This is a genomic window from Kitasatospora sp. NPDC101157 (genome assembly GCF_044768255.1).
Classification (GTDB): Bacteria; Actinomycetota; Actinomycetes; order Streptomycetales; family Streptomycetaceae; genus Kitasatospora.
The window spans coordinates 167,844-188,924 of the sequence record NZ_JBIWPL010000004.1; the positions used below are offsets into that span (position 1 = coordinate 167,844).

Sequence of the window (21,081 nt, forward strand, 5' to 3'; positions counted from 1 at the left end):
CGGGTCGGGCGCCCACGGGATCACGCCTCCGCGGTCGCGGCCTCCCGGGCCCGGTCCTGCTGCTCGGGGGCCCGGCCACCGGGACCGCCCGGGCCGGCCGGGGCCGCGGCGCGGCGCGGCAGCAGGAACCAGGCGACCAGCGCGCCGACCAGCGAGATTCCGACGGAGAGCGAGGCCACCACGTGCATGGCGTGGATGAAGGCGTCGTTCGCCGGGGCGACCAGCGCCTTGCCCGCGCCGTTGGGGAGCCGGTCGGCGATGGCCAGGGTGGCCTCCAGCGACTCGCCCGCCTTGTCGCGCAGCCCCTCGGGCAGGTGGGTGAGGGTGTCCGACATCCCGTCGCGGTAGACGGTGGAGAGCACCGCGCCGAGCACCGCGACCCCGAGCGAGCCGCCGACCTGGCGGAAGGTGTTGTTGACGGCCGAGCCGGCGCCCGCCTTCTCCCGGGGCAGCGACCCCATGATCGCGACGGTGACCGGCGGCATGACGTGCGCCATTCCCGTACCCATCACCAGGCCGAGCACGATCAGCACCCAGATCGGGGTGGTCGCGGTCAGCACGGTGTAGCCGACGAAGCCGAGCGCGACCAGCACCATGCCGCCCGCGGCGGTGGCGGCGACGCCGAGGCGCTCGACCACCAGCCGGGCCCGGGGGGCGAACAGCAGCTGGGCGACGGCCAGCGGCAGCATCAGCAGACCGGCCTGGAGTGCGCTGTAGCCGCGCACGCTCTGGATGTAGAAGACGCCGAAGAAGGAGACGCCCATCAGCGCGAAGAAGATCACGCCGACCACGACCACGGAGGCACTGAACACCTTGTTGCGGAACCAGGTGACGTCCAGCGCGGGGAACGGGATGCGGCGCTCGTGGACGACGAACGCGGCCAGCGCGACCACGCCGAGCAGGGTCGGTCCCCAGGCCGCGAAGGCGGTGAAGTCGGCCAGCTCGCCGCCCTTGATGATGCCGTAGATCAGCGCCACCAGGCCGACGATCGACAGCAGCACGCCGATCGGGTCGAGCGCGCCCGGGTCGGGGTCCTTGGACTCGGGCACCAGGATCGCCATCGCGATCACCGCGACGATCACGATCGGGACGTTGATCAGGAAGACCGAGCCCCACCAGAAGTGCTCGATCAGCAGGCCGCCGGTGATCGGGCCGATGGCGATGGCCAGACCGACCGCGCCGGCCCAGATGCCGATCGCCTTGGGCTGCTCCTCGCGCTCGAAGACGTTCATGATGATCGCCAGCGTGGCGGGCATCGCGAGCGCGGCGCCGACGCCCATCAGGCCGCGGTAGCCGATGAGTTCACCCGGCGAACCGGACATCGAGGACAGCAGCGAGGCGATGCCGAAGACCACCATGCCGGTCAGCAGCGCGAGCTTGCGGCCGAAGCGGTCGCCGAGCAGGCCCGAGGTGAAGAGCAGCCCGGCGAACACCAGGGTGTAGGAGTTGATCGCCCATTCCAGGTCGCTCTGGGTGGCGCCCAGTCCGACCGGGGCGGGGGTCGCGATGGTCTTCATCGCGACGTTGAGGATCGAGTTGTCGAGCACGACGACGAGCAGGGCGAGCACCAGGGTGCACAGGATCGCCCAGCGCCTGCGGTGGATGGCTTCCGGCACACGGGGTGGCGCGGCTGCGGTGGTCATTGGTCTTCCCGTCCGTGTTGGTGTGGCACTGGCGGGCATTTGCGAGTCGCGGACGTCTCGTAACCCCCCGGAACAGAGTAGCGCGCAATACGATACGAGACGAGTCCGTTTCGTAAAAAGGCGGCAAAGCCCGGGGACGCGCCCCGGGGCCGGTGTGGCGTGGATCGCACCCCGCCGACGGCACCCCTCTTTGCGCTCACGCCGGGGCGTGCAAGCATGGAGGTGATCCGGGGACGCCGTACGGCGCCACGAGACGACAACCTTTCAGGAGTCCGTTCGATGAACGCTTCTTCGCCTTCGCCTGCCCAGAACCAGGCGGCGAACGCCACCCTCTACGGCGGGGTCACCAACCGCCGCGTCACCGTCCGCGACCTCGCCGCCGCCAAGCAGCGCGGCGAGAAGTGGGCGATGCTCACGGCCTACGACGCCCTCACCGCGGGCGTGTTCGACGAGGCCGGGATCCCCGTCCTGCTGGTCGGCGACTCGGCCGGCAACTGCCACCTCGGCTACGAGACCACCGTGCCGGTGACCATGGATCAGATGGTGATGCTCTCCGCCGCCGTCGTCCGCGGCACCCAGCGCGCCATGATCGTCGCCGACCTGCCCTTCGGCTCCTACCAGGAGTCGCCCGCGCAGGCCATGCGCAACGCGGCCCGGCTGATGAAGGAGGCCGGGGTCGGCGCGGTCAAGCTGGAGGGCGGCGAGCGCAGCGCCCGCTCGATCGAGCTGCTGGTCGAGGCCGGCATCCCGGTGATGGCCCACATCGGCCTCACCCCGCAGTCGGTGCACGCCTTCGGCGGCTACCCGGTCCAGGGCCGCGGCGACGAGGCGGCCCACCAGCTGCTGCGTGACGCCAAGGCCGTGCAGCAGGCCGGCGCCTTCTCGGTGGTGCTGGAGGCCGTCCCGGCCGAACTCGCCGCCCAGGTCACCGAGCAGCTGGCGATCCCGACCGTCGGCATCGGCGGCGGCCCGGAGACCGACGCCCAGGTGCTGGTCTGGACCGACATGGCCGGCATGACGGCCGGCCGGGTGCCCAAGTTCGTCAAGAAGTACGCCGACCTGCGCGGCGTCCTCGGCGAGGCCGCCCGGGAGTTCGCGGCCGACGTCCGCACCGGCGCCTTCCCGGCGGCGGAGCACAGCTTCCACTGACGCCCGCCACCTCCCGCGCGTGAGCGGTCAGCGGCCCCGTTCCCTGATGGGAGCGGGGCCGCTGTCATGCCCGGACGGGCGGTGACAGCGGGCTGACAGCGGTGGCGGGCCGGCGACAGGGGGCTGACAGACGGGGCGGACAACCTGGGGCCATGACAGGAATCGCCACCGCCCCGAACACGCGGGGAACAGCCGGGAACGCCGTCGAGGTGCACGGCATCGTCAAGCACTACGGCACCACCAAGGCCCTCGACGGCGTCGACCTCACCGTTGGCGAGGGCACCGTCCTCGCCCTGCTCGGCCCCAACGGAGCCGGGAAGACCACGCTGGTCCGCGTCCTCTCCACGCTGATCAAGCCGGACGCCGGCAGCGCGTTCGTCGGCGGCTACGACGTCCTGCGCCAGCCCAGGCAACTGCGCCGCACCATCGGCCTGACCGGCCAGTACGCCTCCGTGGACGAGCTGCTCTCCGGCTACGAGAACCTCTACCTGATCGGCCGGCTGCTCGACCTCTCCAGCCGCGAGGCCAAGGCCCGGGCCGCCGAGCTGCTGGAGCGCTTCTCGCTCACCGAGGCCGCCAAGCGGACCGCCAAGACCTACTCCGGCGGCATGCGCCGCCGCCTCGACCTGGCCGCCAGCATGATGGGCCGCCCCCGGGTGCTCTACCTGGACGAGCCCACCACCGGCCTGGACCCGCGCACCCGCAACGAGGTCTGGGACGAGGTGCAGCGGATGGTCGCCGAGGGCAGCACCGTGCTGCTGACCACCCAGTACATGGAGGAGGCCGAGCAGCTCGCCGACGAGCTGACCGTCATCGACCGGGGCAAGGTGATCGCCAACGGCGGCGTCGCCGAGCTCAAGGCCAGGGTCGGCGGCCAGATCCTCCAGGTCCGCCCCGCCCACCCGGCCGAACTGCCGGAGATGGCCCGCTGCCTGCACGAGAGCGGGATCGCCTCCGCCACCATCTCCCCCGACGACGGACTGCTCGCGGTCCCGCTGGTCGACGAGGAGCAGCTCACCGCCGTGATCGGGGTGCTCGGCGGACGCGGCTTCGCGATCGCCGCCATCGACACCAAGGTGCCCAGCCTGGACGAGGTCTTCCTCGCCATCACCGGCAAGCCCACCGCCGACGCGGCCACCGCGCCCGCCGACGCCCTCGTCAAGGAGCCCGTCGCATGACCACCGCCACGCTCATCCCCGCCCGGGTCGACTCCGGGGCCGACACCCGGATCGGCCTGGCCGGCACCCTGCGCCACATCGGCGCGCTGACCCGCCGCAACCTGATGCGGATCAAGGCCGACCCGGAGTCGATGTTCGACGCCGTGCTGATGCCGATCGTCTTCACCCTGCTGTTCGTCTACGTCTTCGGCGGCGCGATCGCGGGCGGTCAGGACGCCTACGTCCAACGCCTGGTCCCCGGTCTGCTCGGGCAGACCGGCATGACGCTGGCGCTGGCCGTCGGCACCGGCCTGAACAGCGACTTCCAGACCGGGGTGATGGACCGCTTCCGCACCCTGCCGATCGGACGGGCCTCGGTGCTGCTGTCCAAGCTCGCGGCGGAGTCGCTGCGGGCGCTGCTCTCCTCCGCGATCCTGCTGGGCTTCGCGCTCGTCCTCGGCTTCGAGCTGAAGACCGGCGTGCCGGAACTGCTGGCCGCGGTCGGCCTGTCGCTGGTGTTCGGCATGTCGATCGTCTGGATCTCGATGCTGCTGGGCATGTCGCTGCGCAGCGCCCAGGCCGTCCAGGGCGTCTCCATGCTGGTCCTGATGCCGATGCAGTTCGGCAGCTCGATCTTCGCGCCGACCGACACCATGCCGGGCTGGCTGCAGTCCTTCACCAAGGTCAACCCGCTGTCCGCGCTGGCCGACGCCTCCCGCGGACTGCTCAACGGCGAGGGGGCGGTGGCCCACCCGGTGATGATCGTGCTGATCTGGTCCGCCGTCTCGACCGCGGTCTTCGCCCCGCTCGCGGTGGCCCGCTTCCGCAAGCGGACCTGAGCGAGCCGGGGTGGGGCCGGCCGACGGCCAGGGACAGGACGCCGGCCGGAGTACGGGCCGGCCGGGCGGTGACCAGGGGACGGGCACCGACCGGCCGGCCCGGAGCCGCAACCCGCCGGCTAGTCGAGCAACCCCGAGAGCGCGGCCTGGGTCTGTTCCCTGGTCATCTGCGCGCCCACCGCGTGGGCCGCCTCGTAGGCCTCGTCCCCCAGCAGTGCCCGCAGCGCGTCGGCCGACCGTTCGCGCTCCACCCGTTCCAGGAAGCCGCCCTTCGGGCCGTTCAGCCCCTTGTGCGCCCCGAGCAGCACCGCCGCCTGCCGGGCGCGCTCCAGGTCCCCGTCCCGCTCCGCGAAGGCGCGCAGCACACCGACCACGGCGGGCACCACCATGGCCGCCATCTGCGCGGCGAAACCGCTCGCGGCCGTCAGCTCCACCAGCCGGCGGCGGCCCTCGCGCATCAGGGCGAGGCCCTGCTCGGGCTCACCGGACCGGGCCGTCACCCAGCCGCGGGTGCTGAGCAGCAGACCGCTCACGATGCCCGGCACGAACCCGCCCGTGGTGATCGCGTCGAGCTCGTCCAGCCCGGCCAGGGCCTCCTGGTAGTCGCCGCGGTGGGCCTGCAGGCCACAGAGCGTCAGGTGGCCGATCAGCACGGCACCGGTGGTGGCCTGGTTGAGGGCCGGGGAGTCGATGGCCGCCAGCGCCTCCCGGACGATCCGCTCACCGCGTTCCATGTCCCGCTCCAGCAGGACGCTGCCGAGGCTCACCTTCAGCATCGGCACCTCGTGCGGCGCACCCAGTTCCTCGGCCAGTCCGATCGCCCGCTCGTACGCGGCGGCGGCGCCCTCGGTGTCGCCCCGGTTGGCCAGCGACTCGCCCCAGGCCGACAGCGCCTGGGAGACCCCCCAGAGGTCGCCGGCCTGCTCGAACAGCTCCAGGGAGCGCCGGCCGTCCCGCAGGCTCTGCTCCTCGCCCTCCGGCCAGTCGTTCAGCATCCTGGCCCGGACCTGCAGGGCGAACGCCAGGTCGTTGGCGTCGCCGTGCCGCTCGCAGCCGCGGACGGCGTCGTCCATCAGGTCCTTCATCAGCTCCAGGCGGCCGGCCAGGAAGGCGCTGAACACCCGCATCAGCGCCGGGAAGCGGTAGGACTGCGGCAGGTCCTCGGTGTAGACGTCCAGCAGCCGTTCGGCGACCCTCACCGCCTCCGGGTTGCCGAGCACGTCCAGGTTCCCCTCGAACAGCCCGATCAGCCGGAATACCGCCAGCAGCCGGCGGGCCTCCTCGACCACCCCCTCGGGCATCGGCAGGCCGTACGCCAGCACGTTGCGCTCCAGCGGCACCGGCCGCGGGGCGTCCGGGCGGAACGGGTCCGGGCCGAGCGCCGCGATCGCGTTGAACCAGCCGCGCGCCTCCATGCTGTAGCCGCGCAGCGACCAGTACCAGCCCATCCCGAGGGCGAGCACCAGCGCCTGCTCCTCGTCCGCGAGGTCGATCGCGCGGCGCAGCGCGGCCCGGATGTTGTCCTGCTCCCGCTCCAGCACCGCCAGCCAGTGCAGTTGCCGGGGGCCGTGGATGTTCAGGTCCGCGGTGGCCACCAGCGCGCGGAAGTGCGCCAGGTGGCGGGCCTCGGTGGCGTCGCGCTCGGCGGCGGACTCGGCGAGGCGCTCGGTGGCGTACTCGTGGATGGTTTCCAGCATCCGGTAGCGCGGCTGGCCGCCGTCGTCGGCCAGGTCGGCCACCAGCAGGGACTTGTCGACCAGGGAGAGCAGCAGGTCGGCGACCTCCCCGCCGACCACCTCGGCGCCGTCGGCGCAGACCGCCTCGGCGTCCTCCAACTGCCAGCCGCCCGCGAACACCGAGAGCCGGCGCAGCACCGCCCGTTCCCGCTTGCCCAGGAGGTCCCAGCTCCAGTCGACCACCGCGCGCAGGGTCTGCTGACGCGGCAGCAGGGTGCGGCTTCCCGCGGTGAGCAGCGCGAACCGGCCGTCCAGGCGGTCGGCGATCTGGCGGGCCGTCATCACCCGCAGCCGGGCGGCGGCCAGTTCGATGGCCAGCGGCAGGCCGTCCAGGCGGCGGCAGATCTCGGTGCAGGCCCGCGGGTCGCTCCGCGGGTCGAAGCCGGGACGGGCGGCGGCGGCGCGCTCGGTGAACAGGCGCACGGCCACCGGATCGGGCAGCGGCTCGACCGGCAGCACCGTCTCGCCGGGCACGCCGAGCGGCTCGCGGCTGGTGGCGAGCACGGTCAGCCCGGGGCATTCGGCGAGCAGGGTGTCGACCAGGTCGGCGGCGGCCTGGACCAGGTGCTCGCAGTTGTCGAGGACGAGCAGCATCCGGCGGTGGGCGCAGTGTTCGACCAGTCGGCGCACCGGATCCTCGGCGCGCTTCTCGATCACCTCGGCGACCATGCTCTTGCTGTGCAGCACCAGCTCGCGCATGCCCAGCGCGGAGACCACGGCGGCGGGGACGGCCTCCGGGCTCTCCAGGGGCGCGAGTTCGGCCAGCCAGACGCCGTCCGGCCAGTGCCCGGCGGACTGCTCGGCGCGGCCGGCCTCGACCGACAGCCGGGTCTTGCCGGAGCCGCCGGGGCCGGTCAGGGTGACCAGCCGGCGGTCCGCCACCAGGAGGCGGCGCAGGGTGGCGAGATCGTCCTCCCGGCCGACGAAGCTGGTCAGCCGGCCGCGCAGGTTCCCCGCGGCGCGCGGGAGTTGGGCGGCGGGGGTGGCCGGGCCGACAGCGGCGGGGGCCGGGCCGGCGACGGGGGTGGCCGGACCGGCGACGGGGGTGGCCGGGCCGACGGCGACCGGCGGCGCCGGCTCGGGCCTCGCCCTCGGCGGCGAGGGTTCCGGCGCCGCCTGCGGCTCGGTGGACCTGAGCAACTCGGCGTGGAGCGCCTGGAGTTGTCGGCCGGGATCGGCGCCGAGCTCGTCCGCCAGGGCACGCCTGGTGCGCTCGTAGTGGCGCAGCGCCTCGGCCGTGCGGCCGCTCTCGTGCAGGGCCCGCAGCATCAGCAGTTGCAGGGGCTCGTCCAGTGGCTGCCGTTCGCACAACTCGGCCAGCTCGGCGACCAGTTCGGCGGCCCGCCCGAGTCCGAGGTCGGCGGTGATCCGGTGCCGGCGGGCCTCGTCCCGCTGGGCCTCCAGCCGGGCGGCCGGGCCGGCCCGGTCGGGCAGGTCGGCCAGGGCGGGGCCGCGCCAGAGCGCCAGCGCGGCGCGCAGCCGTTCGGCGGCCAGCGCGTGGTCGCCGGCGTCGAGGGCGCGGCGGCCGTCGGCGCTCAGCCGCTGGAAGTCGGCCAGGTCGGTGGCCGGGCCGGTCAGCCAGTACCCGGCCGGTCCGGAGCCGATCCGCTCCCGGCCGATGGTGCGGCGCAGCCGGCCGACCAGGGTCTGCAGCGCCGCGGAGGAGTCCTGCGGCGGCTCGGCCTCCCACACCTCGTCCACCAGCAGGTCGGCCGGGACGGGCCGGCCCTGCCGCAGGGCGAGCGCGGTGAGCAGCGCCCGCAGCCGGGCACCGCCGAGCGGGACCGGCGTGCCGTCGTCGTGGTGGGCCGTGGTGGTGCCGAGGATGCCGTAGTGCACCGGTCCATTCTGGTCGATCCCCGGAGTCCGGGCGCACAATTGTTCCGGCGGCCACCGCGCCCGCTGTTCCGGCGGGCACCCCGCCCGCGCGCCCGACGGAACCGGGCGGCGCCCCTCGGACGTTCACCCCTGAGCGGCTTGTCCGGTCACCGGCCCGCCCGGCATGATCGACCCCAGCCCGTACCCGCCACCTCCCTCTGCACCCGGAGCACCCACAGATGACCTTCGCCGCCACGCCGCGCTCCCGCAGCGAGGACCGCCGGATCAGCCCGGTGTTCTGGGTGCTCCTCGCCACCCTCGGCACCTCCGCCTGGGCGGTGTACTCGGGCTTCGGCAACGCCCGGTTCGGGGTGTTCCTGTTCGTGGTCTCGGGCTGGATGGTCTCCCTCTGCCTGCACGAGTACGCCCATGCGCGCACCGCGCTGCACGGCGGTGACATCACCGTCGGCGCCAAGGGGTACCTCACGCTCAACCCGCTGAAGTACACCAACGTGCTGCTCAGCCTCGTGCTGCCGATCGTCTTCATGATCCTGAGCGGCATCGGCCTGCCGGGCGGCTCGGTGTGGATCGAGCGCCACCGGATCCAGGGCCGGCTCAAGCACAGCCTGATCTCGGCGGCCGGGCCGCTGGTGAACCTGGTGTTCGCGGCGGCGCTGCTGGTCCCGGTCGGTGCCGGGTGGCTGGACGGCTCGGACCTGCACGCCACCTTCTACGGCTACGAGCTGCCCTACTCGCCGTTCGCCTGCGCCCTCGGCTTCCTCGGCCTGCTCCAGCTCAGCGCGGCCCTGCTGAACCTGCTGCCGGTGCCCGGCCTGGACGGCTACGGGATCATCGAGCCCTGGCTCTCCGCCAAGACCCGGCGCTCGGTCGAGCCGTTCGCACCGTACGGGATGCTCGCGGTGTTCGCGCTGCTGTGGCAGCCCGAGGTGAACTCGTTCTTCTTCGGGATCGTCCACGACCTGATGGGCCTGTTCGGCGTGGACACCGACTACGCGACGGTCGGCCGGTACCTGTTCAGCTTCTGGAAGAGCTAGGGCCCGTCCGGCGGGAACTAGGCCTGCTCGGCCGCCTCCGCCAGCTTGGCCCGGCGCCGGTTCATCCACAGCACGTTGCTGGCCACCCCGGCCAGCGGCAGCCAGATCAGTCCGAGCCAGAAGCCCTGGACCACCGAGACCACGGCGGCCGCCAGCGCGAGGACGACGACGAGCAGGGCGAAGAGGGACGTGCGAGGCATGGCGCGGGGCTCCTAGGACCGGGTACGGACGGCCGGGTGGCGGCCGCCCCCCATTGTCGCCGACCTCACCTCCGGAGGGGTTCCAGGGGTGAGGTCGGCGCGGCGCTCCCGGGTCACACGTCGGTGATCCGCAGGCCCGCGTGGGCCTTGTAGCGGCGGTTGACCGAGATCAGGTTGGCCACCAGGGCCTCCACCTGGTGGGCGTTGCGCAGCCGGCCGGAGTAGATGCCGCGCATGCCGGGGATCAGGCTCGCCAGCGCCCGCACCACGTCGGTGGCGGCCCGGTCGTCGCCGAGCACCATGACGTCGGTGTCGATCCGTTCCACCGACTCGTCCTGCAGCAGCACCGCCGAGAGGTGGTGGAAGGCGGCGGTGACCCGGGAGTCCGGCAGCAGGGCGGCAGCCTGCTGGGCGGCGCTGCCCTCCTCCGGCTTCAGCGCGTACGCGCCCTGCTTGTCGAAGCCGAGCGGGTTGACGCAGTCGACGACGATCTTTCCGGCCAGTTCCTCGCGCAGCGCGGTCAGGGTGGCGGCGTGGCCCTCCCACGGCACCGCGATGATCACCACGTCGCTCTCCCGGGCGACGGTGGCGTTGTCGGCACCGCGCACGCCGACGCCCAGCTCGGCGGCCGAGGCCTCGGCCCGGGCGCCGTCGCGGGAGCCGATGATCACCTGCTGGCCGGCCTTGGCCAGTCGCAGGGCCAGCCCGCGCCCCTGGTCACCGGTGCCGCCGAGGACGCCGACCACCAGCTGCGAGACGTCCGGCAGCTCGTGGGCCGGGTTTGTCGCTGAATCGAGGGAAGTCATGGGCCGATCTTCCCAAACCGGAGGCCCGCCGCGACATCCTGGCCCGCATGGACGCTGTGAGAGTTTCGGCACTCCGGGAGCGGCTCGCGGGCACCGGCTGGCTGGAGGCGGTCGGCGGCTTCGCCGGCTCGCTGCGGCGCTCGGTGGAACGGCGCGGGGCGGGCGAGCTGCTGCTGGTCGGCACCGAGGCGTACGAGCCCTGGCACCTGGCGGCCCACCTGGAGGACGAGGCCGCCTGGTCGGCCGTCCCCCGGCTGGCCCCCACCCTGCTGCGGCACCGCCCGCCCGCCACCGCCCCGGTCCACCTGGCGCACGACCTGCGGCGGCTCACCGGGGCCGGACGCGGCGCCACCGTGCTGGTGGTGGCCCCGGCGGCGGCGGACGCCCCGCTGCTGGAGCGGGTGCGGGACGCCCGTCGGCACGGCGCGACCGTGCTCGCGCTGGACGGCGCCGGCCCCGTCGCCTCCGCCCCTCACGACGAGCTGTCCGGCCCCGACGGCCGCACCGTCCGCACCGGCCGCACCGTCCGCACCGGCCTCGCCGATCTCGCCGACCTCGCGCACGAGCGCCTCGCGGTCGGCACCGCCGCCGAGGAGCCCTTCGACCTCGCCCAGCACCTGGTCAGCGCCGCCGCCGGGCAGCCGGTCGGCCGCCGCTCCGCCCTGGACCGGCTGGCCGAGCTCGCCGGGCGGCTGACCTCGGCGCCCTCGCTCAGCCGCTGGTGAAAAACCCGTTGCGGGGAGTCGAGCAGCCGACCCAGGATGGTCGTTCGTGAACGACGACGAACCACCGCATACCGGTCGGACACGCAGGCTGCTGCGCTCGCTGGCACCCGACCTGTCCCCGTGGCGCGCCTCCCGCGACTTCCGCTACCTGTGGACCAGCGGCTGCGTCACCAGCTTCGGCAGCTTCCTGACGTACGTCGCCCTGCCGATGCAGATCAAGGAGCTCACCGACTCCTCCTTCGCGGTCGGCCTGATCGGCGCCGTCGAACTCGTTCCGCTGATCGTCTTCGGCCTCTGGGGCGGCGCCCTGGCCGACGCCCTGGACCGCCGCAAGCTGGTGCTGCGCTCGGAGGCCGCGCTCGGCCTGCTCGCCGGACTGCTGCTGCTCAACGCCCTGCTGCCGCACCCGGTGCTCTGGCCGCTCTACCTGGTCGCCGCGCTGGTCGCGGCCTGCGACGGCCTCCAGCGACCGGCCCTGGACTCGCTGCTGCCGCGGATCGTCGCCCACCAGCACCTGACGGCCGCCTTCGCCCTCAAGTCGCTCTACCACAACGTCGCTTCGGTGGCCGGGCCGGCGCTGGCCGGTGTCGTGGTGGCCTTCTCCGGCGTGCAGACCGCGTACGCGCTGGACGTGCTGACCTTCGTCGTCTCACTGCTGCTGCTCGTCCGGATCAGGGCGGTGCCGCCGTCCACCGGCGCCGAACGCCCGTCCGTACGGGCGGTGCTCACCGGCGTGCGGTACGCGTGGAGCCGCAAGGACCTGCTCGGCACCTACGCGATCGACCTCTGCGCCATGCTGTTCGCCTTCCCGGTGGCCGTCTTCCCGTTCCTGGCCTCGGAGTTGGGGGCGGACTGGGCGCTCGGTCCGATGTACGCGGCCTCCGCCGTCGGCGGCCTGCTGGTCGGCGCGACCAGCGGCTGGACGTCACGGGTCCACCGGCACGGCCGGCTGCTGGTGGTCGCCGCGGTCGGCTGGGGTGCGGCCATGACCCTGGCCGGACTGGCCGGGAACGTCTGGCTGGTGCTGTTCGGACTGGCCCTGGCCGGCGGCGCGGACCAGGTCAGCGGGATCGCCCGCTCCACCATGTGGAACCGGTCCATCCCGAACGAGCTCCGCGGTCGGATGGCCGGGGTCGAACTGCTCAGCTACTCCGTCGGCCCCCAGCTCGGCCAGGTCCGGGCCGGCACCGTGGCCGGTCTGATCGGGGTCCGCGCCGCCGTCTGGACCGGCGGCCTGGCCTGCATCGCCGCCGTCCTCGCCCTCGCCGCCGCCCTCCCCAGGCTCCTCGCCCACGACGACCGCACCGACCCCCACACCGCGGCCGTCCGCGCCGCCCACGAACGCGCCGAACAGGAACGCGCCGCCCAGGAACGCGCCGCCCACGAACGCGCCGAACTGGAGAGCCCCGCCCCGGCGGTGTGACCCCGGGGCGGGGCGGGCGCCGGGCGCGGGGCACTGCGGCGGGCTACTCGGAAGCGCTGTCGTTCTCGGGCTTGTCGGACCAGCGGGGGTCGTTCTGCCACTCGCGGTTGCGTTCGTCGGCGGTCCGGAGGGCTTGGGCGGCCTCCTCGGGGGTGGCGTAGGGGCCGAGACGGTCCTTGGCGGGGCACTCGGGGCCCTCCTCGACCTTGCCGTGCTTGATGCAGTAGAACCACTCGCCCGGCTGGCCGGTCGGCTTGCGGTGGAATCCGAGGGGCATGGCGCTCTCCCGTCCAGAGTTAGAGGTCGGTACCGATCATTCCCCGGGCCGGACCGGTCCGCACACCCCCCCGGGGCGGCCGGGCCCGGCGGCTAGACTCGCCGCCATGGCTCTCGTACCCGGCATCCAGTCCCCCACCCGCAAGGTCCCGGCGCACATCGCGCGCCCCGAGTACGTCGGCAAGCCCGCGCCGACGCCGTACACCGGGCCCGAGGTGCAGACCGCCGAGACGATCGAGAAGATGCGGATCGCGGGCGGGATCGCCGCCCGGGCGATGGAGGAGGCGGCGAAGCTGATCGCCCCCGGCGTCACCACGGACGCGCTGGACGCCGTCGCCCACGCGTACATGTGCGACCACGGCGCCTACCCGTCCGACCTGGGCTACCGCGGCTTCCCCAAGTCCGTCTGCACCTCCATCAACGAGGTGATCTGCCACGGCATCCCGGACTCGACGGTGCTCCAGGACGGCGACATCGTCAACATCGACGCCACCGCGTACATCCACGGGGTGCACGGCGACCTCAACGCCACCTACCTGGTCGGCGACGTGGACGAGGAGTCCCGGCTGCTGGTCGAGCGCACCCGGGAGGCCCTCAACCGGGCGATCAAGGCGGTCAAGCCGGGCCGTCAGATCAACGTCATCGGACGGGTCATCGAGTCCTACGCCAAGCGTTTCGACTACGGCGTGGTGCGGGACTTCACCGGACACGGCATCAACACGTCGTTCCACTCCGGCCTGATCGTCCCGCACTACGACAGCGAGCGGGCCACCGAGGTCATCAAGCCCGGCATGACCTTCACCATCGAGCCGATGCTCACGCTGGGCACCTACGACTACGAGATCTGGCCGGACGGCTGGACGGTCGTCACCAAGGACCGCAAGCGCACCGCCCAGTTCGAGCACACCCTGGTGGTCACGGCGGACGGTGCGGAGATCCTCACCCTGCCGTGAGCCCTGGCGTGGGCCCTGCCGTGAGCCCAGCCGTGACCGCGCCCGAAGGGGCAGCCGTCAGCCGATGAGCCACTGCTCCTCGGCGACGGCGCCCACCTCGGTACAGGCGTCGGTGAGCACGTCCAGCACCCGCAGCGGGTCCGGCAGCGGCAGTTCGGGCCCGCGCAGCCACCGCACCTGGGAACCGTCCGGCAGCGCGGCCGGCGGGAGCAGGGTGTACGAGCCGCGGCAGTGCCACCGCAGGCCGGGGTGCTCGGACATGGTGTCCGGGGTCGAGTCGAGCGCGCTGTCCCACCACTCGTCCTCGTCCTGCGGGGTGCCGCGGGTGGCGGTGAAGAACAGGTAGCGGTCCTCGCCGACGGCGGCGACCGGGCCCTCGACGCCCAGCGCGGTCAGCCGCTCCAGAGCCAGCCGGCCGGCCTCGGCCGGGACGTCCAGCACGTCGTGCACCCGCCCGGTGGCGGTGACGAAGTTGGCCCGCGGGTCGCGGGAGAGCCAGCGGGAGAGCTGCTCGGGGTCGGTGGTGGCCTGGGTCTGCCAGGCGAAGGAGACCGGGTGCTGGGCCGGAGCCGGACAGGCCACCCGGTCGCATGAACAGCGGTAGCCGGCCGGGTGGGCGGCGGGCGCGAGGGGGAATCCGGCGCGCACGGCGCCGAGCAGCTGGTCCAGTCTGGCGGCCGGGTCCGCACCGTCGGGGCGGGCCCGCTGTCGGTCACGCTTCTGCCACCAGGTGGTCCACCTGCTGCCGGCTTCCATCGGGCCCCTTCCGCGCAACTGCCGTGCCTGGTGCGACACAGCGTTCGACGTACCACTCCGACGCAACGCACAGCGCCCCCCGCTGCTTCCCGGGGCGGTGCTCGGCCCTGCTGTCCGCGCCCTGCCGGCCGCGGCCCGGGATCACCGGACGGCCGACGCCCGGGTCTCGGTACGCCTGTCGCGGCAGCATGCTGTCCGCGCCGGTGACGGCCGGAGGGCACGCTGACTCGCGCCTCACCCGGCCCGTACGGGGCCCGCTGACCCGGGGTGGACCCCGAGGGCGTAACAGGAAGGATAAGGGTGCGCGGGGCCTCCCGATGACCGGGGGCGGTGCCTCTCCGGTCACACTCCGGACACCCCGTGCTCACCCGGCCTCCGCCGCGGGGTGGGCCCGGCGTGGCCACCGCGTGGAGGTGAGACCCTGGAGGGGTGAAGAGCGCGGACACCGAATTCGTCGGCGGCCCCCTGGACGGGACGGTCCTCCCGATCCCGCTGGGGCCGATGCTCGGCGTGCCCAAGAAGTACAAGGTCCCGGTCCCCGCGCACGGCGACTCCCCCGCGCGCACACTGGTGTACGTCCGGAGCAAGCAGGTGCGGGGGCTCAGCTGGTTCTGGCGCTACGAGTACGACGAGGCGGCCTCCGGCTGACGGCCCGCCCGTCCGTTCCCCCCTCGCCTCCCCGGGAGGTCGGCATGGCCAGGACGGTTCGGCACCCGGTACGGCACCGCAGGAGCCGCGCGCAGGCGGCCGCCCACCACAACCGGCAGGTCGCCGGGGTGACCGCGGCGCTGCTGCTGGTGGTGAGCCTCTACTCCGTGACGATCGGCCCGGACGGCTGGCTCTGGTTCGGCTGGGCGGTGCTGCTGCTCGCCTGCGCGGCCCTGTTCGTGGTCCGCCCCTGAGCAGCCGCACCGCCCGTGTCCACCGGCCCGCCGGCGGAACCGGTCCCCCCGGGCCGGTCAGTCATCCTCGGCGAGGACGAGGTACAGCTTCTTGCGGGCCTCGGTCAGCACCGCCAGGCCCTTGGCGCGCTGCGCCTCGCTGCCGGTCCGCATGACCTGCTGGACGGCCTGTTCGACCGCGGCGAGCGCCTGGCCGACCTCCTGGACGGCCTCCCAGTCGACCTCCCGGCCGGCCTCGGCCCACGGCTCCGCAGGCCCGGACTCGGCCTCGGCCCGGCCCGCCTCGGTGAGCGAGACCAGCCGCTTGCCGCCGACCTCCTCCGCGGTGATCAGCCCCTCCTCCTCCAGCAGCTGCAGGTTGGGGTAGATCGAACCCGGGCTGGGACGCCAGGCCCCGTTGGTCCGCTCGGTGATCTCGGCGATCATCTCGTAGCCGTGCATCGGCCGTTCCTTGAGCAGCGCCAGCAGCGAGGCCCGGACGTCACCGCGCCGGGCCCGGCCGCCGCGCCGCCCGTGCGGTCCGCCGCGCCGACCGCCGTGCCCGCCGAAGCCGTGCCCGAACGGGCCGCCCATCGGCCGGCCGGGGCCGCCGCCGCCGAACGGCGGGCCGAAGCCGCCGAAGGCCGGCCGCCCCTCGAAGCCCTCCCCGGGCATCCCCCGGAACTCCGGACCCGGCCCGCGGCGTCGTCCGCCGCCGCGCGGGTCCTCTCCTCGAAATCGCATTCCTGAGCGCATGGCGCCCACCTCCTTGAGGTTCCATCCGGTTCTCCGAAACAGTCGAGTCACTGTCTCGATAGTTCGACGATATATCGGTGACTGTCGCTCGTCAACGGATTCCGACACGGCTCCGGCGGACGGCGTGACCGCGGGCGAGCGGATACGGTGACGGGCATGGCCGGTGAACGAGACCTTGCGACCCTGCTGCGCGGGATGCGCCCGCAGCTCAACCCGGGGCGGTACGTCTACTGCACCCTCCCCGCGAAGGTGCCCGCCGGGATGCGGCCGGTGGTGACCGTCGCCGAACCCGAAGGGGTGACGGTGGTCGTCGCCCAGGAGGAGGCGGACGCCCTCGGGCTGCGCTACGAGTACGTCGCGGCCTGGATCACCCTGCAGATCCACTCCGCGCTGGAAGCCGTCGGACTGACCGCGGCGGTGGCCGGGCGGCTCGCCGAGGAGGGGATCAGCTGCAACGTGGTGGCCGGCTTCCACCACGACCACCTGTTCGTCGCCGCCGACGACGCCGAGCGCGCCGTCCGGGCCCTGGAGGAGCTCTCCGCCCGCTCCGCCTGACCGGCCCCGTCCGGGCACTCCGCCCGACGGTCCCGCCGGGTGGCCGCCGCCGACCGACCCTTCGACACTGGAAGGGAGCCGCCCCGCCAGGGCCGGCCCCACCGGAAGGAGACGGCCGCCATGGCCATCTGCGTCACCTGCGGCAACGACTACTGGCTCGCCTTCGAGATCAAGACGGTCACCGGCGACACCTACACCTTCGACAGCTTCGAGTGCGCGATGGAGAAGCTCGCCCCTCGCTGCGAACACTGCCACGTCCGCATCGTCGGCCACGGCGTCGAGGTGGCCGGAATGTTCTTCTGCTGCGCCAACTGCGCCCGCGTCAACGGCGGCCTCGGCGAACAGATCCGCGACGCCGTCGGCGCCCACCCGGCCTAGGAGGGGCGTTCCCCGTGCCCCGCCCGACCCGCACGAAGCAGGACGCGTTCGAGGTCGAGACCTACCGGCTCGACCTCGCTGACGACGAGCGGACGGACTTCCTCGCCGACCCCGGGGTCTACCTGCGCTCCTTCCTGGAGGCCCAGGGGCACACGGTCAACGCCGTCGTGTACGACCCCCTCGTCGTGAGCGGGAGCGCCCGGCCCATGGACGTGGTCCACGTCCTCAAACCGCAGTACGCCAGCTCCAACCGGATGTTCGTCCCCGTCGACCTCCCGTGACCGGGGGGGCGGGACCATCTGCCGCCCGCCCGGGCGGTCGGCCCACCGACGCACGAAGGCCCCCGGCCCGCGCCGTTCGAGCGCGGACCGGGGGCCTCCTGCTGCACAGGGACGGAAGAGTCGGCCTGTACGCCGGGTCCTGTCTCCCGGGTTGCTTGCGCGGCCCGGGGAGGCGGCCATCCATCTAGGGCTGCCGTTGCCGACAGCCTCGTGCGGTCTACCCGCGAGCTCGGGCGAGCAGCCCTCGAACACTCGCGCACGGCGCCCGGAGGCGCCGATCTTGACCTTGCTCCAGGTGGGGTTTACCTAGCCGGCCGGGTCACCCCGGTCGCTGGTGGTCTCTTACACCACCGTTTCACCCTTACCCACGCGCCGTAGCGGTGGGCGGTCTGTTTTCTGTGGCACTGTCCCGCGGGTCACCCCGGGTGGGCGTTACCCACCACCCTGCTCTGTGGAGCCCGGACGTTCCTCGGCGGGTCAGGGACCCGTCGCGACCGCCCGGCCGGCTCTTCCGCCGTAGTGGTCATGGTAGCCGCTCGGGCGGGGCCTCCCGAACACCGGACCGGGCCACCGGGGGCTCGGCACCGAGGCGGGCGGCCACCCGGGCGGCGGTGCCGGTGGCCCAGGCACCGGTGGTGAGCAGGCCCAGGACGAGGACGGCACCGCCCAGGCCGACCAGGATCCACCAGCCGGCGTGGCTGGCCGGGGCGAAGCCGGTGGCCATCGGGCCGACCACGGCCGAGGTGACGACCGTACCGATCACCGCGACGCCCAGCGACTGGCCGACCTGCCGGCTGGTCGAGGCGACGGCGGCGGCCACGCCCGCCTGGGAGCGCGGCATCCCGGAGACGGCCGCGTTGGTGATCGGCGCGTTGACCAGGCCGAAGCCGAAGCCGAACAGCGCGTACGCGACCAGCAGCAGCGCGGCCGGGGAGTCGGCGGTCAGCCGGGTGAGCAACAGGCCGCTGGCGGCCATGCCGAGCCCGGCCACCACCAGCGGCAGGCGCGGGCCCCGGCTGCCGACGATCCGTCCGGACAGCGGCGCGCAGACCAGCATCAGCCCGGCCATCGGCAGCGTCCACAGGCCGGCCTCGACCGGCGCGTAGTGCCGGACGTCCTGGAGGTAGAGGGTGTTGAGGAAGAGGAAGCCACCGAGCCCGGCGAAGGCGCAGACCGCGGTGACGGTGGCTCCGGTGAACGGCGCGCTGGCGAAGAACCGCGGGTCCACCAGCGGCTCGGCGACCCGCCGTTCCCACAGCGGGAACGCGATCAGCGCGGCCACCGCGGCCGCGGCCAGGGCGAGGATCAGCGGGGAGGTCCAGCCGTTGCCCGGGCCCTCGATGATCGCCGCGGTGCCGCAGCCGAGCAGCACGATCATCAGCAGCTGCCCCACCGGGTCGAGCCGGCGCGGCCGCGGCGCGCGCGACTCGGGGACGTAACGGACGGTCAGCAGTATGGCGAGCAGGGCCACCGGAACGTTGATCAGGAAGATCGAGGGCCAGCCGGCGCCGTCCACCAGGAAGCCGCCGAGCAGCGGGCCGAGCGCCATCGAGATGCCGACCACGCCGCCCCAGACGCCGATCGCCTGGGCCCGTTCCTTCGGGTCGGTGAAGGTGTTGGTGATGATCGACATCGCCACCGGGTTGAGCATCGAGCCGCCCACCGCCTGCAGCGCCCGGAAGGCCACCAGCCACTCCAGGCTCGGCGCCAGGCTGCACAGCAGGGAGCCGAGCGCGAAGCAGGTCAGCCCGATCTGGAACACCCGGCGGCGGCCGAAGCGGTCGGCCACCGAGCCGAACAGCATCAGCAGCGAGGCCAGCACCAGGGTGTAGGCGTCGATGATCCACTGCAGGCCGGAGGCCGGGGCGTCCAGGTCCTTCTGGATCACCGGCAGCGCGATGTTCACCACCGTGTTGTCCAGGCCGACGATGAACAGGCTCAGGCAGCAGATCGCGAGGACGAGCAGACGGCGGCGCCGCCCGGTGTCGGGGACGCGGACGGCGGCGGGTGCGGGGGGCTTGGGATCGAGCACGGACCGATCCTCCCACCCCCGGGGCGGAGTCGGGGCGCAACGACGGACCGTAAGGGTGGCCGGCCGGCGGCCTTGCGGCCGGTGGCGGTCGGGCAGCCGGGCTCGGGACCGTCCCCCGACCGCGCGTCAGACGGCGGCGAAGCGGACCGTCCGGGTGGCCGGATCGGCCCTGGTCAGCCTGACGTCGATCGTCCGGCCGAGTGGCAGCCCGGCGGGGGCCGCCCCGGGCGCGCCGTCCGGGCCCGCGGCGTCGCAGCGGGCCCGGACGGCGGGCTCGCGCAGCTGGACGGTGCCCGAGCCGGGGCGCTTCCCGTCCACCTCGACGACCACCGCGGAGAAGTCCTCGCCCTCCCGGCCGACCAGCAGCTCCGCCTCCACCAGGTCCACGCAGGCCCGTTCGACCTCGCCCGCCCGCCGGTCCCCGCGCGCCATCAGCGCCGGCACGTCCGGCAGCGCCTCGCGCACCCAGTCCGGCACCTCCTCCCCCGCCGCCACCGCCGCGCACACCTCCTGGGCGAAGCGGTCGCCGAGCCTTCGCAGCGGCGCGGTGCAGTGCGCGTACGGGGCGGCCAGCGCGGCGTGCCCCGGCTCGGCGGGGGCCGGAAGACCGCGGGACTCGTCGAAGGCGTGGTACCCGGCGCCGCGGAGCAGTCCGGTGCAGGCGTTGAGGAAGGCGGCGTTCAGCGGCACCTCCGGATCCAGCGAGCGGATCAGCTCCGGGTACGGGACGGCCTGCGGCCAGTCGACGTCCAGGGCGGCGGCGATCCGGCGCAGCCGCTCGTACGCGGCGGCGGGAGCGGCGGGCAGGGTGCGCAGCAGGCCGACGCCCGCGTCGAGCATCAGCTCGGCCGCGGCCATGCCGGTGAGCAGCGAGATCTGGGCGTTCCAGCCGTCGGCGGGGCCGGGCGCGCGGTAGCCGAGGACGTAGCCGTGCAGGGTCTCCTCGACCTCCTGCTCGGGCACCGGCAGGCTGATCCCGCCCCGGGCGCGTTCCTGCTCCTCGCGCAGCCGGCCGACGGTGGCGAGCAGGGCGAGCTGCTCGTCGGCGCCGCCGAGGTCCACGGCGCGCTGGACGGCGGCGTAGTCCAGGCGGCGGTGGGAGCGCACCAGGGCGCGGCGCAGGTCGGCCAGCACGACGGCGCCGTCGGCGTCCAGGTCCAGCTGCCAGAGCAGGGCGGGGCGGGTCTCGCCGGGGAGCAGGCTGGCGGCGTCCTCGGAGATCCGGGTGGGGTGCAGCGGGACGCGGTGGTCGGGGAAGTAGATGGTCTCGATCCGGCGGCGGGCCTCGGTGTCGATGGCGCCGCCGGGGTGGACGAAGGCGGCGACGTCGGCGATCGCGTAGTGCACCCGGTAGCCGCCGCCGGGGCGGTGGGTGAGGTGCATGGCCTGGTCGAGGTCGCGGGAGCCGGGCGGGTCGACGGTGAACAGCGGCAGGTCGGTGGCGTCGTACTCCGGCAGCCGGGGGCGCTCGGCCGCCTCCTCCGCCTCGGCGAGCACGGCCTCGGGCCACTCGGTGTGGATCTCCAGGCTGGTGCGGAGTTCGGCGAGCTCGCTGTTGATCCGGGCGGAGTCGGCGGCCTTGACGCGTAGCTTTCGGCGAGGCATGCACGCCAGCGTAGGGCGGAATCGGGTGGTTCCGGACGGAGGACCCCGGCGGACGCG

21 protein-coding genes and 1 other RNA gene are annotated in these 21,081 nt (G+C 73.8%); 12 read left to right on the top strand and 10 right to left on the bottom strand.

All coding sequences use genetic code 11. The features are described from left to right. Window positions 1-20 precede the first annotated feature (20 nt). Window positions 21-1,643 (bottom strand): DHA2 family efflux MFS transporter permease subunit, encoded by a 1,623-nt coding sequence (locus ACIRVF_RS10470; protein ID WP_402815897.1) that lies wholly within the window; start codon window positions 1,641-1,643, stop codon window positions 21-23. A gap of 279 nt (window positions 1,644-1,922) precedes the next feature. Here ACIRVF_RS10470 and panB point away from each other — a divergent pair, with 279 nt between their 5' ends. The 3 genes from panB (at window position 1,923) to ACIRVF_RS10485 (ending at window position 4,788) form a co-directional block, all read left to right on the top strand. After that, on the top strand, window positions 1,923-2,792 hold the full coding sequence (gene panB / locus ACIRVF_RS10475) for a 3-methyl-2-oxobutanoate hydroxymethyltransferase (RefSeq protein ID WP_391489652.1): 870 nt from the start codon (window positions 1,923-1,925) through the stop codon (window positions 2,790-2,792). A gap of 152 nt (window positions 2,793-2,944) precedes the next feature. Continuing rightward, the gene (locus ACIRVF_RS10480) at window positions 2,945-3,970 is read left to right on the top strand and encodes an ATP-binding cassette domain-containing protein (RefSeq protein WP_402815898.1); all 1,026 of its coding nucleotides are present in this window, start codon (window positions 2,945-2,947) and stop codon (window positions 3,968-3,970) included. After that, window positions 3,967-4,788: an ABC transporter permease gene (locus ACIRVF_RS10485; RefSeq protein ID WP_402815899.1), complete on the top strand. Its 822-nt coding sequence runs from the start codon at window positions 3,967-3,969 to the stop codon at window positions 4,786-4,788. Before ACIRVF_RS10480 ends, ACIRVF_RS10485 begins: the two co-directional genes overlap by 4 nt. A gap of 119 nt (window positions 4,789-4,907) precedes the next feature. On the opposite strand, the gene ACIRVF_RS10490 is transcribed toward ACIRVF_RS10485, so the two are convergent. Next, window positions 4,908-8,363 carry an AfsR/SARP family transcriptional regulator gene (locus ACIRVF_RS10490; RefSeq protein ID WP_402815900.1) on the bottom strand — a complete coding sequence of 1,152 codons (3,456 nt, stop codon included), beginning with the start codon at window positions 8,361-8,363 and terminating at the stop codon, window positions 4,908-4,910. 218 nt (window positions 8,364-8,581) lie between these two features. Between ACIRVF_RS10490 and ACIRVF_RS10495 the strand changes: the two genes are divergently transcribed. Continuing rightward, window positions 8,582-9,397 carry a site-2 protease family protein gene (locus ACIRVF_RS10495; protein WP_402815901.1) on the top strand — a complete coding sequence of 272 codons (816 nt, stop codon included), beginning with the start codon at window positions 8,582-8,584 and terminating at the stop codon, window positions 9,395-9,397. A gap of 17 nt (window positions 9,398-9,414) precedes the next feature. Here ACIRVF_RS10495 and ACIRVF_RS10500 read toward each other — a convergent pair whose 3' ends face one another. Together ACIRVF_RS10500 and npdG are read right to left on the bottom strand one after the other, a co-directional pair. Beyond that, the gene (locus ACIRVF_RS10500) at window positions 9,415-9,597 is read right to left on the bottom strand and encodes a hypothetical protein (protein ID WP_030282548.1); all 183 of its coding nucleotides are present in this window, start codon (window positions 9,595-9,597) and stop codon (window positions 9,415-9,417) included. A gap of 113 nt (window positions 9,598-9,710) precedes the next feature. Continuing rightward, on the bottom strand, window positions 9,711-10,403 hold the full coding sequence (gene npdG, locus ACIRVF_RS10505) for an NADPH-dependent F420 reductase (protein ID WP_396534329.1): 693 nt from the start codon (window positions 10,401-10,403) through the stop codon (window positions 9,711-9,713). Between the two features lie 47 nt (window positions 10,404-10,450). Here npdG and ACIRVF_RS10510 point away from each other — a divergent pair, with 47 nt between their 5' ends. After that, window positions 10,451-11,128: a hypothetical protein gene (locus tag ACIRVF_RS10510; protein WP_402815902.1), complete on the top strand. Its 678-nt coding sequence runs from the start codon at window positions 10,451-10,453 to the stop codon at window positions 11,126-11,128. Window positions 11,129-11,174: 46 nt separating this feature from the next. After that, window positions 11,175-12,551, top strand: coding sequence for an MFS transporter (locus ACIRVF_RS10515; protein WP_402815903.1), 1,377 nt, complete (start codon window positions 11,175-11,177; stop codon window positions 12,549-12,551). Window positions 12,552-12,594: 43 nt separating this feature from the next. Here the strand turns inward: ACIRVF_RS10515 and ACIRVF_RS10520 are convergent, their stop codons facing one another. Further along, the gene (locus ACIRVF_RS10520) at window positions 12,595-12,828 is read right to left on the bottom strand and encodes a hypothetical protein (protein ID WP_402815904.1); all 234 of its coding nucleotides are present in this window, start codon (window positions 12,826-12,828) and stop codon (window positions 12,595-12,597) included. Window positions 12,829-12,934: 106 nt separating this feature from the next. On the opposite strand from ACIRVF_RS10520, the gene map reads away from it, so the two are divergent. After that, window positions 12,935-13,780: a type I methionyl aminopeptidase gene (map, locus tag ACIRVF_RS10525; protein WP_402815905.1), complete on the top strand. Its 846-nt coding sequence runs from the start codon at window positions 12,935-12,937 to the stop codon at window positions 13,778-13,780. A 57-nt stretch (window positions 13,781-13,837) separates the two neighbouring features. Here the strand turns inward: map and ACIRVF_RS10530 are convergent, their stop codons facing one another. Then, the gene (locus ACIRVF_RS10530) at window positions 13,838-14,536 is read right to left on the bottom strand and encodes a bifunctional DNA primase/polymerase (RefSeq protein ID WP_380421308.1); all 699 of its coding nucleotides are present in this window, start codon (window positions 14,534-14,536) and stop codon (window positions 13,838-13,840) included. Between the two features lie 429 nt (window positions 14,537-14,965). Here ACIRVF_RS10530 and ACIRVF_RS10535 point away from each other — a divergent pair, with 429 nt between their 5' ends. Both ACIRVF_RS10535 and ACIRVF_RS10540 read left to right on the top strand, forming a co-directional pair. After that, window positions 14,966-15,184 (top strand): hypothetical protein, encoded by a 219-nt coding sequence (locus tag ACIRVF_RS10535; RefSeq protein ID WP_402815906.1) that lies wholly within the window; start codon window positions 14,966-14,968, stop codon window positions 15,182-15,184. A 44-nt stretch (window positions 15,185-15,228) separates the two neighbouring features. Next, window positions 15,229-15,438, top strand: a complete 210-nt coding sequence (locus tag ACIRVF_RS10540; RefSeq protein WP_402815907.1) for a hypothetical protein — start codon at window positions 15,229-15,231, stop codon at window positions 15,436-15,438. Between the two features lie 57 nt (window positions 15,439-15,495). Here the strand turns inward: ACIRVF_RS10540 and ACIRVF_RS10545 are convergent, their stop codons facing one another. Then, a complete protein-coding gene (locus tag ACIRVF_RS10545) occupies window positions 15,496-16,173 on the bottom strand; it encodes a PadR family transcriptional regulator (protein WP_402815908.1) in 678 nt (225 codons plus the stop codon). A gap of 156 nt (window positions 16,174-16,329) precedes the next feature. Here ACIRVF_RS10545 and ACIRVF_RS10550 point away from each other — a divergent pair, with 156 nt between their 5' ends. The 3 genes from ACIRVF_RS10550 to ACIRVF_RS10560 all read left to right on the top strand — a co-directional run bounded on the left by ACIRVF_RS10550 (window position 16,330) and on the right by ACIRVF_RS10560 (window position 17,387). After that, window positions 16,330-16,728: an ACT domain-containing protein gene (locus tag ACIRVF_RS10550; protein ID WP_402815909.1), complete on the top strand. Its 399-nt coding sequence runs from the start codon at window positions 16,330-16,332 to the stop codon at window positions 16,726-16,728. 120 nt (window positions 16,729-16,848) lie between these two features. Next, window positions 16,849-17,106, top strand: a complete 258-nt coding sequence (locus ACIRVF_RS10555) for a Prokaryotic metallothionein (protein ID WP_402815910.1) — start codon at window positions 16,849-16,851, stop codon at window positions 17,104-17,106. Between the two features lie 14 nt (window positions 17,107-17,120). Beyond that, a complete protein-coding gene (locus tag ACIRVF_RS10560) occupies window positions 17,121-17,387 on the top strand; it encodes a hypothetical protein (protein WP_402815911.1) in 267 nt (88 codons plus the stop codon). 112 nt (window positions 17,388-17,499) lie between these two features. On the opposite strand, the gene rnpB is transcribed toward ACIRVF_RS10560, so the two are convergent. The 3 genes from rnpB to ACIRVF_RS10575 form a co-directional block, all read right to left on the bottom strand. Further along, window positions 17,500-17,897: RNase P RNA component class A (gene rnpB, locus ACIRVF_RS10565), an RNA gene on the bottom strand. A gap of 13 nt (window positions 17,898-17,910) precedes the next feature. Next, entirely contained in the window at window positions 17,911-19,419 is a 1,509-nt protein-coding gene (locus tag ACIRVF_RS10570) for an MFS transporter (RefSeq protein WP_402815912.1), read from the bottom strand. A 126-nt stretch (window positions 19,420-19,545) separates the two neighbouring features. After that, complete coding sequence (locus tag ACIRVF_RS10575) at window positions 19,546-21,024, bottom strand: RNB domain-containing ribonuclease (RefSeq protein WP_402815913.1); 1,479 nt, start codon at window positions 21,022-21,024, stop codon at window positions 19,546-19,548. Between the last annotated feature and the right edge of the window lie 57 nt (window positions 21,025-21,081).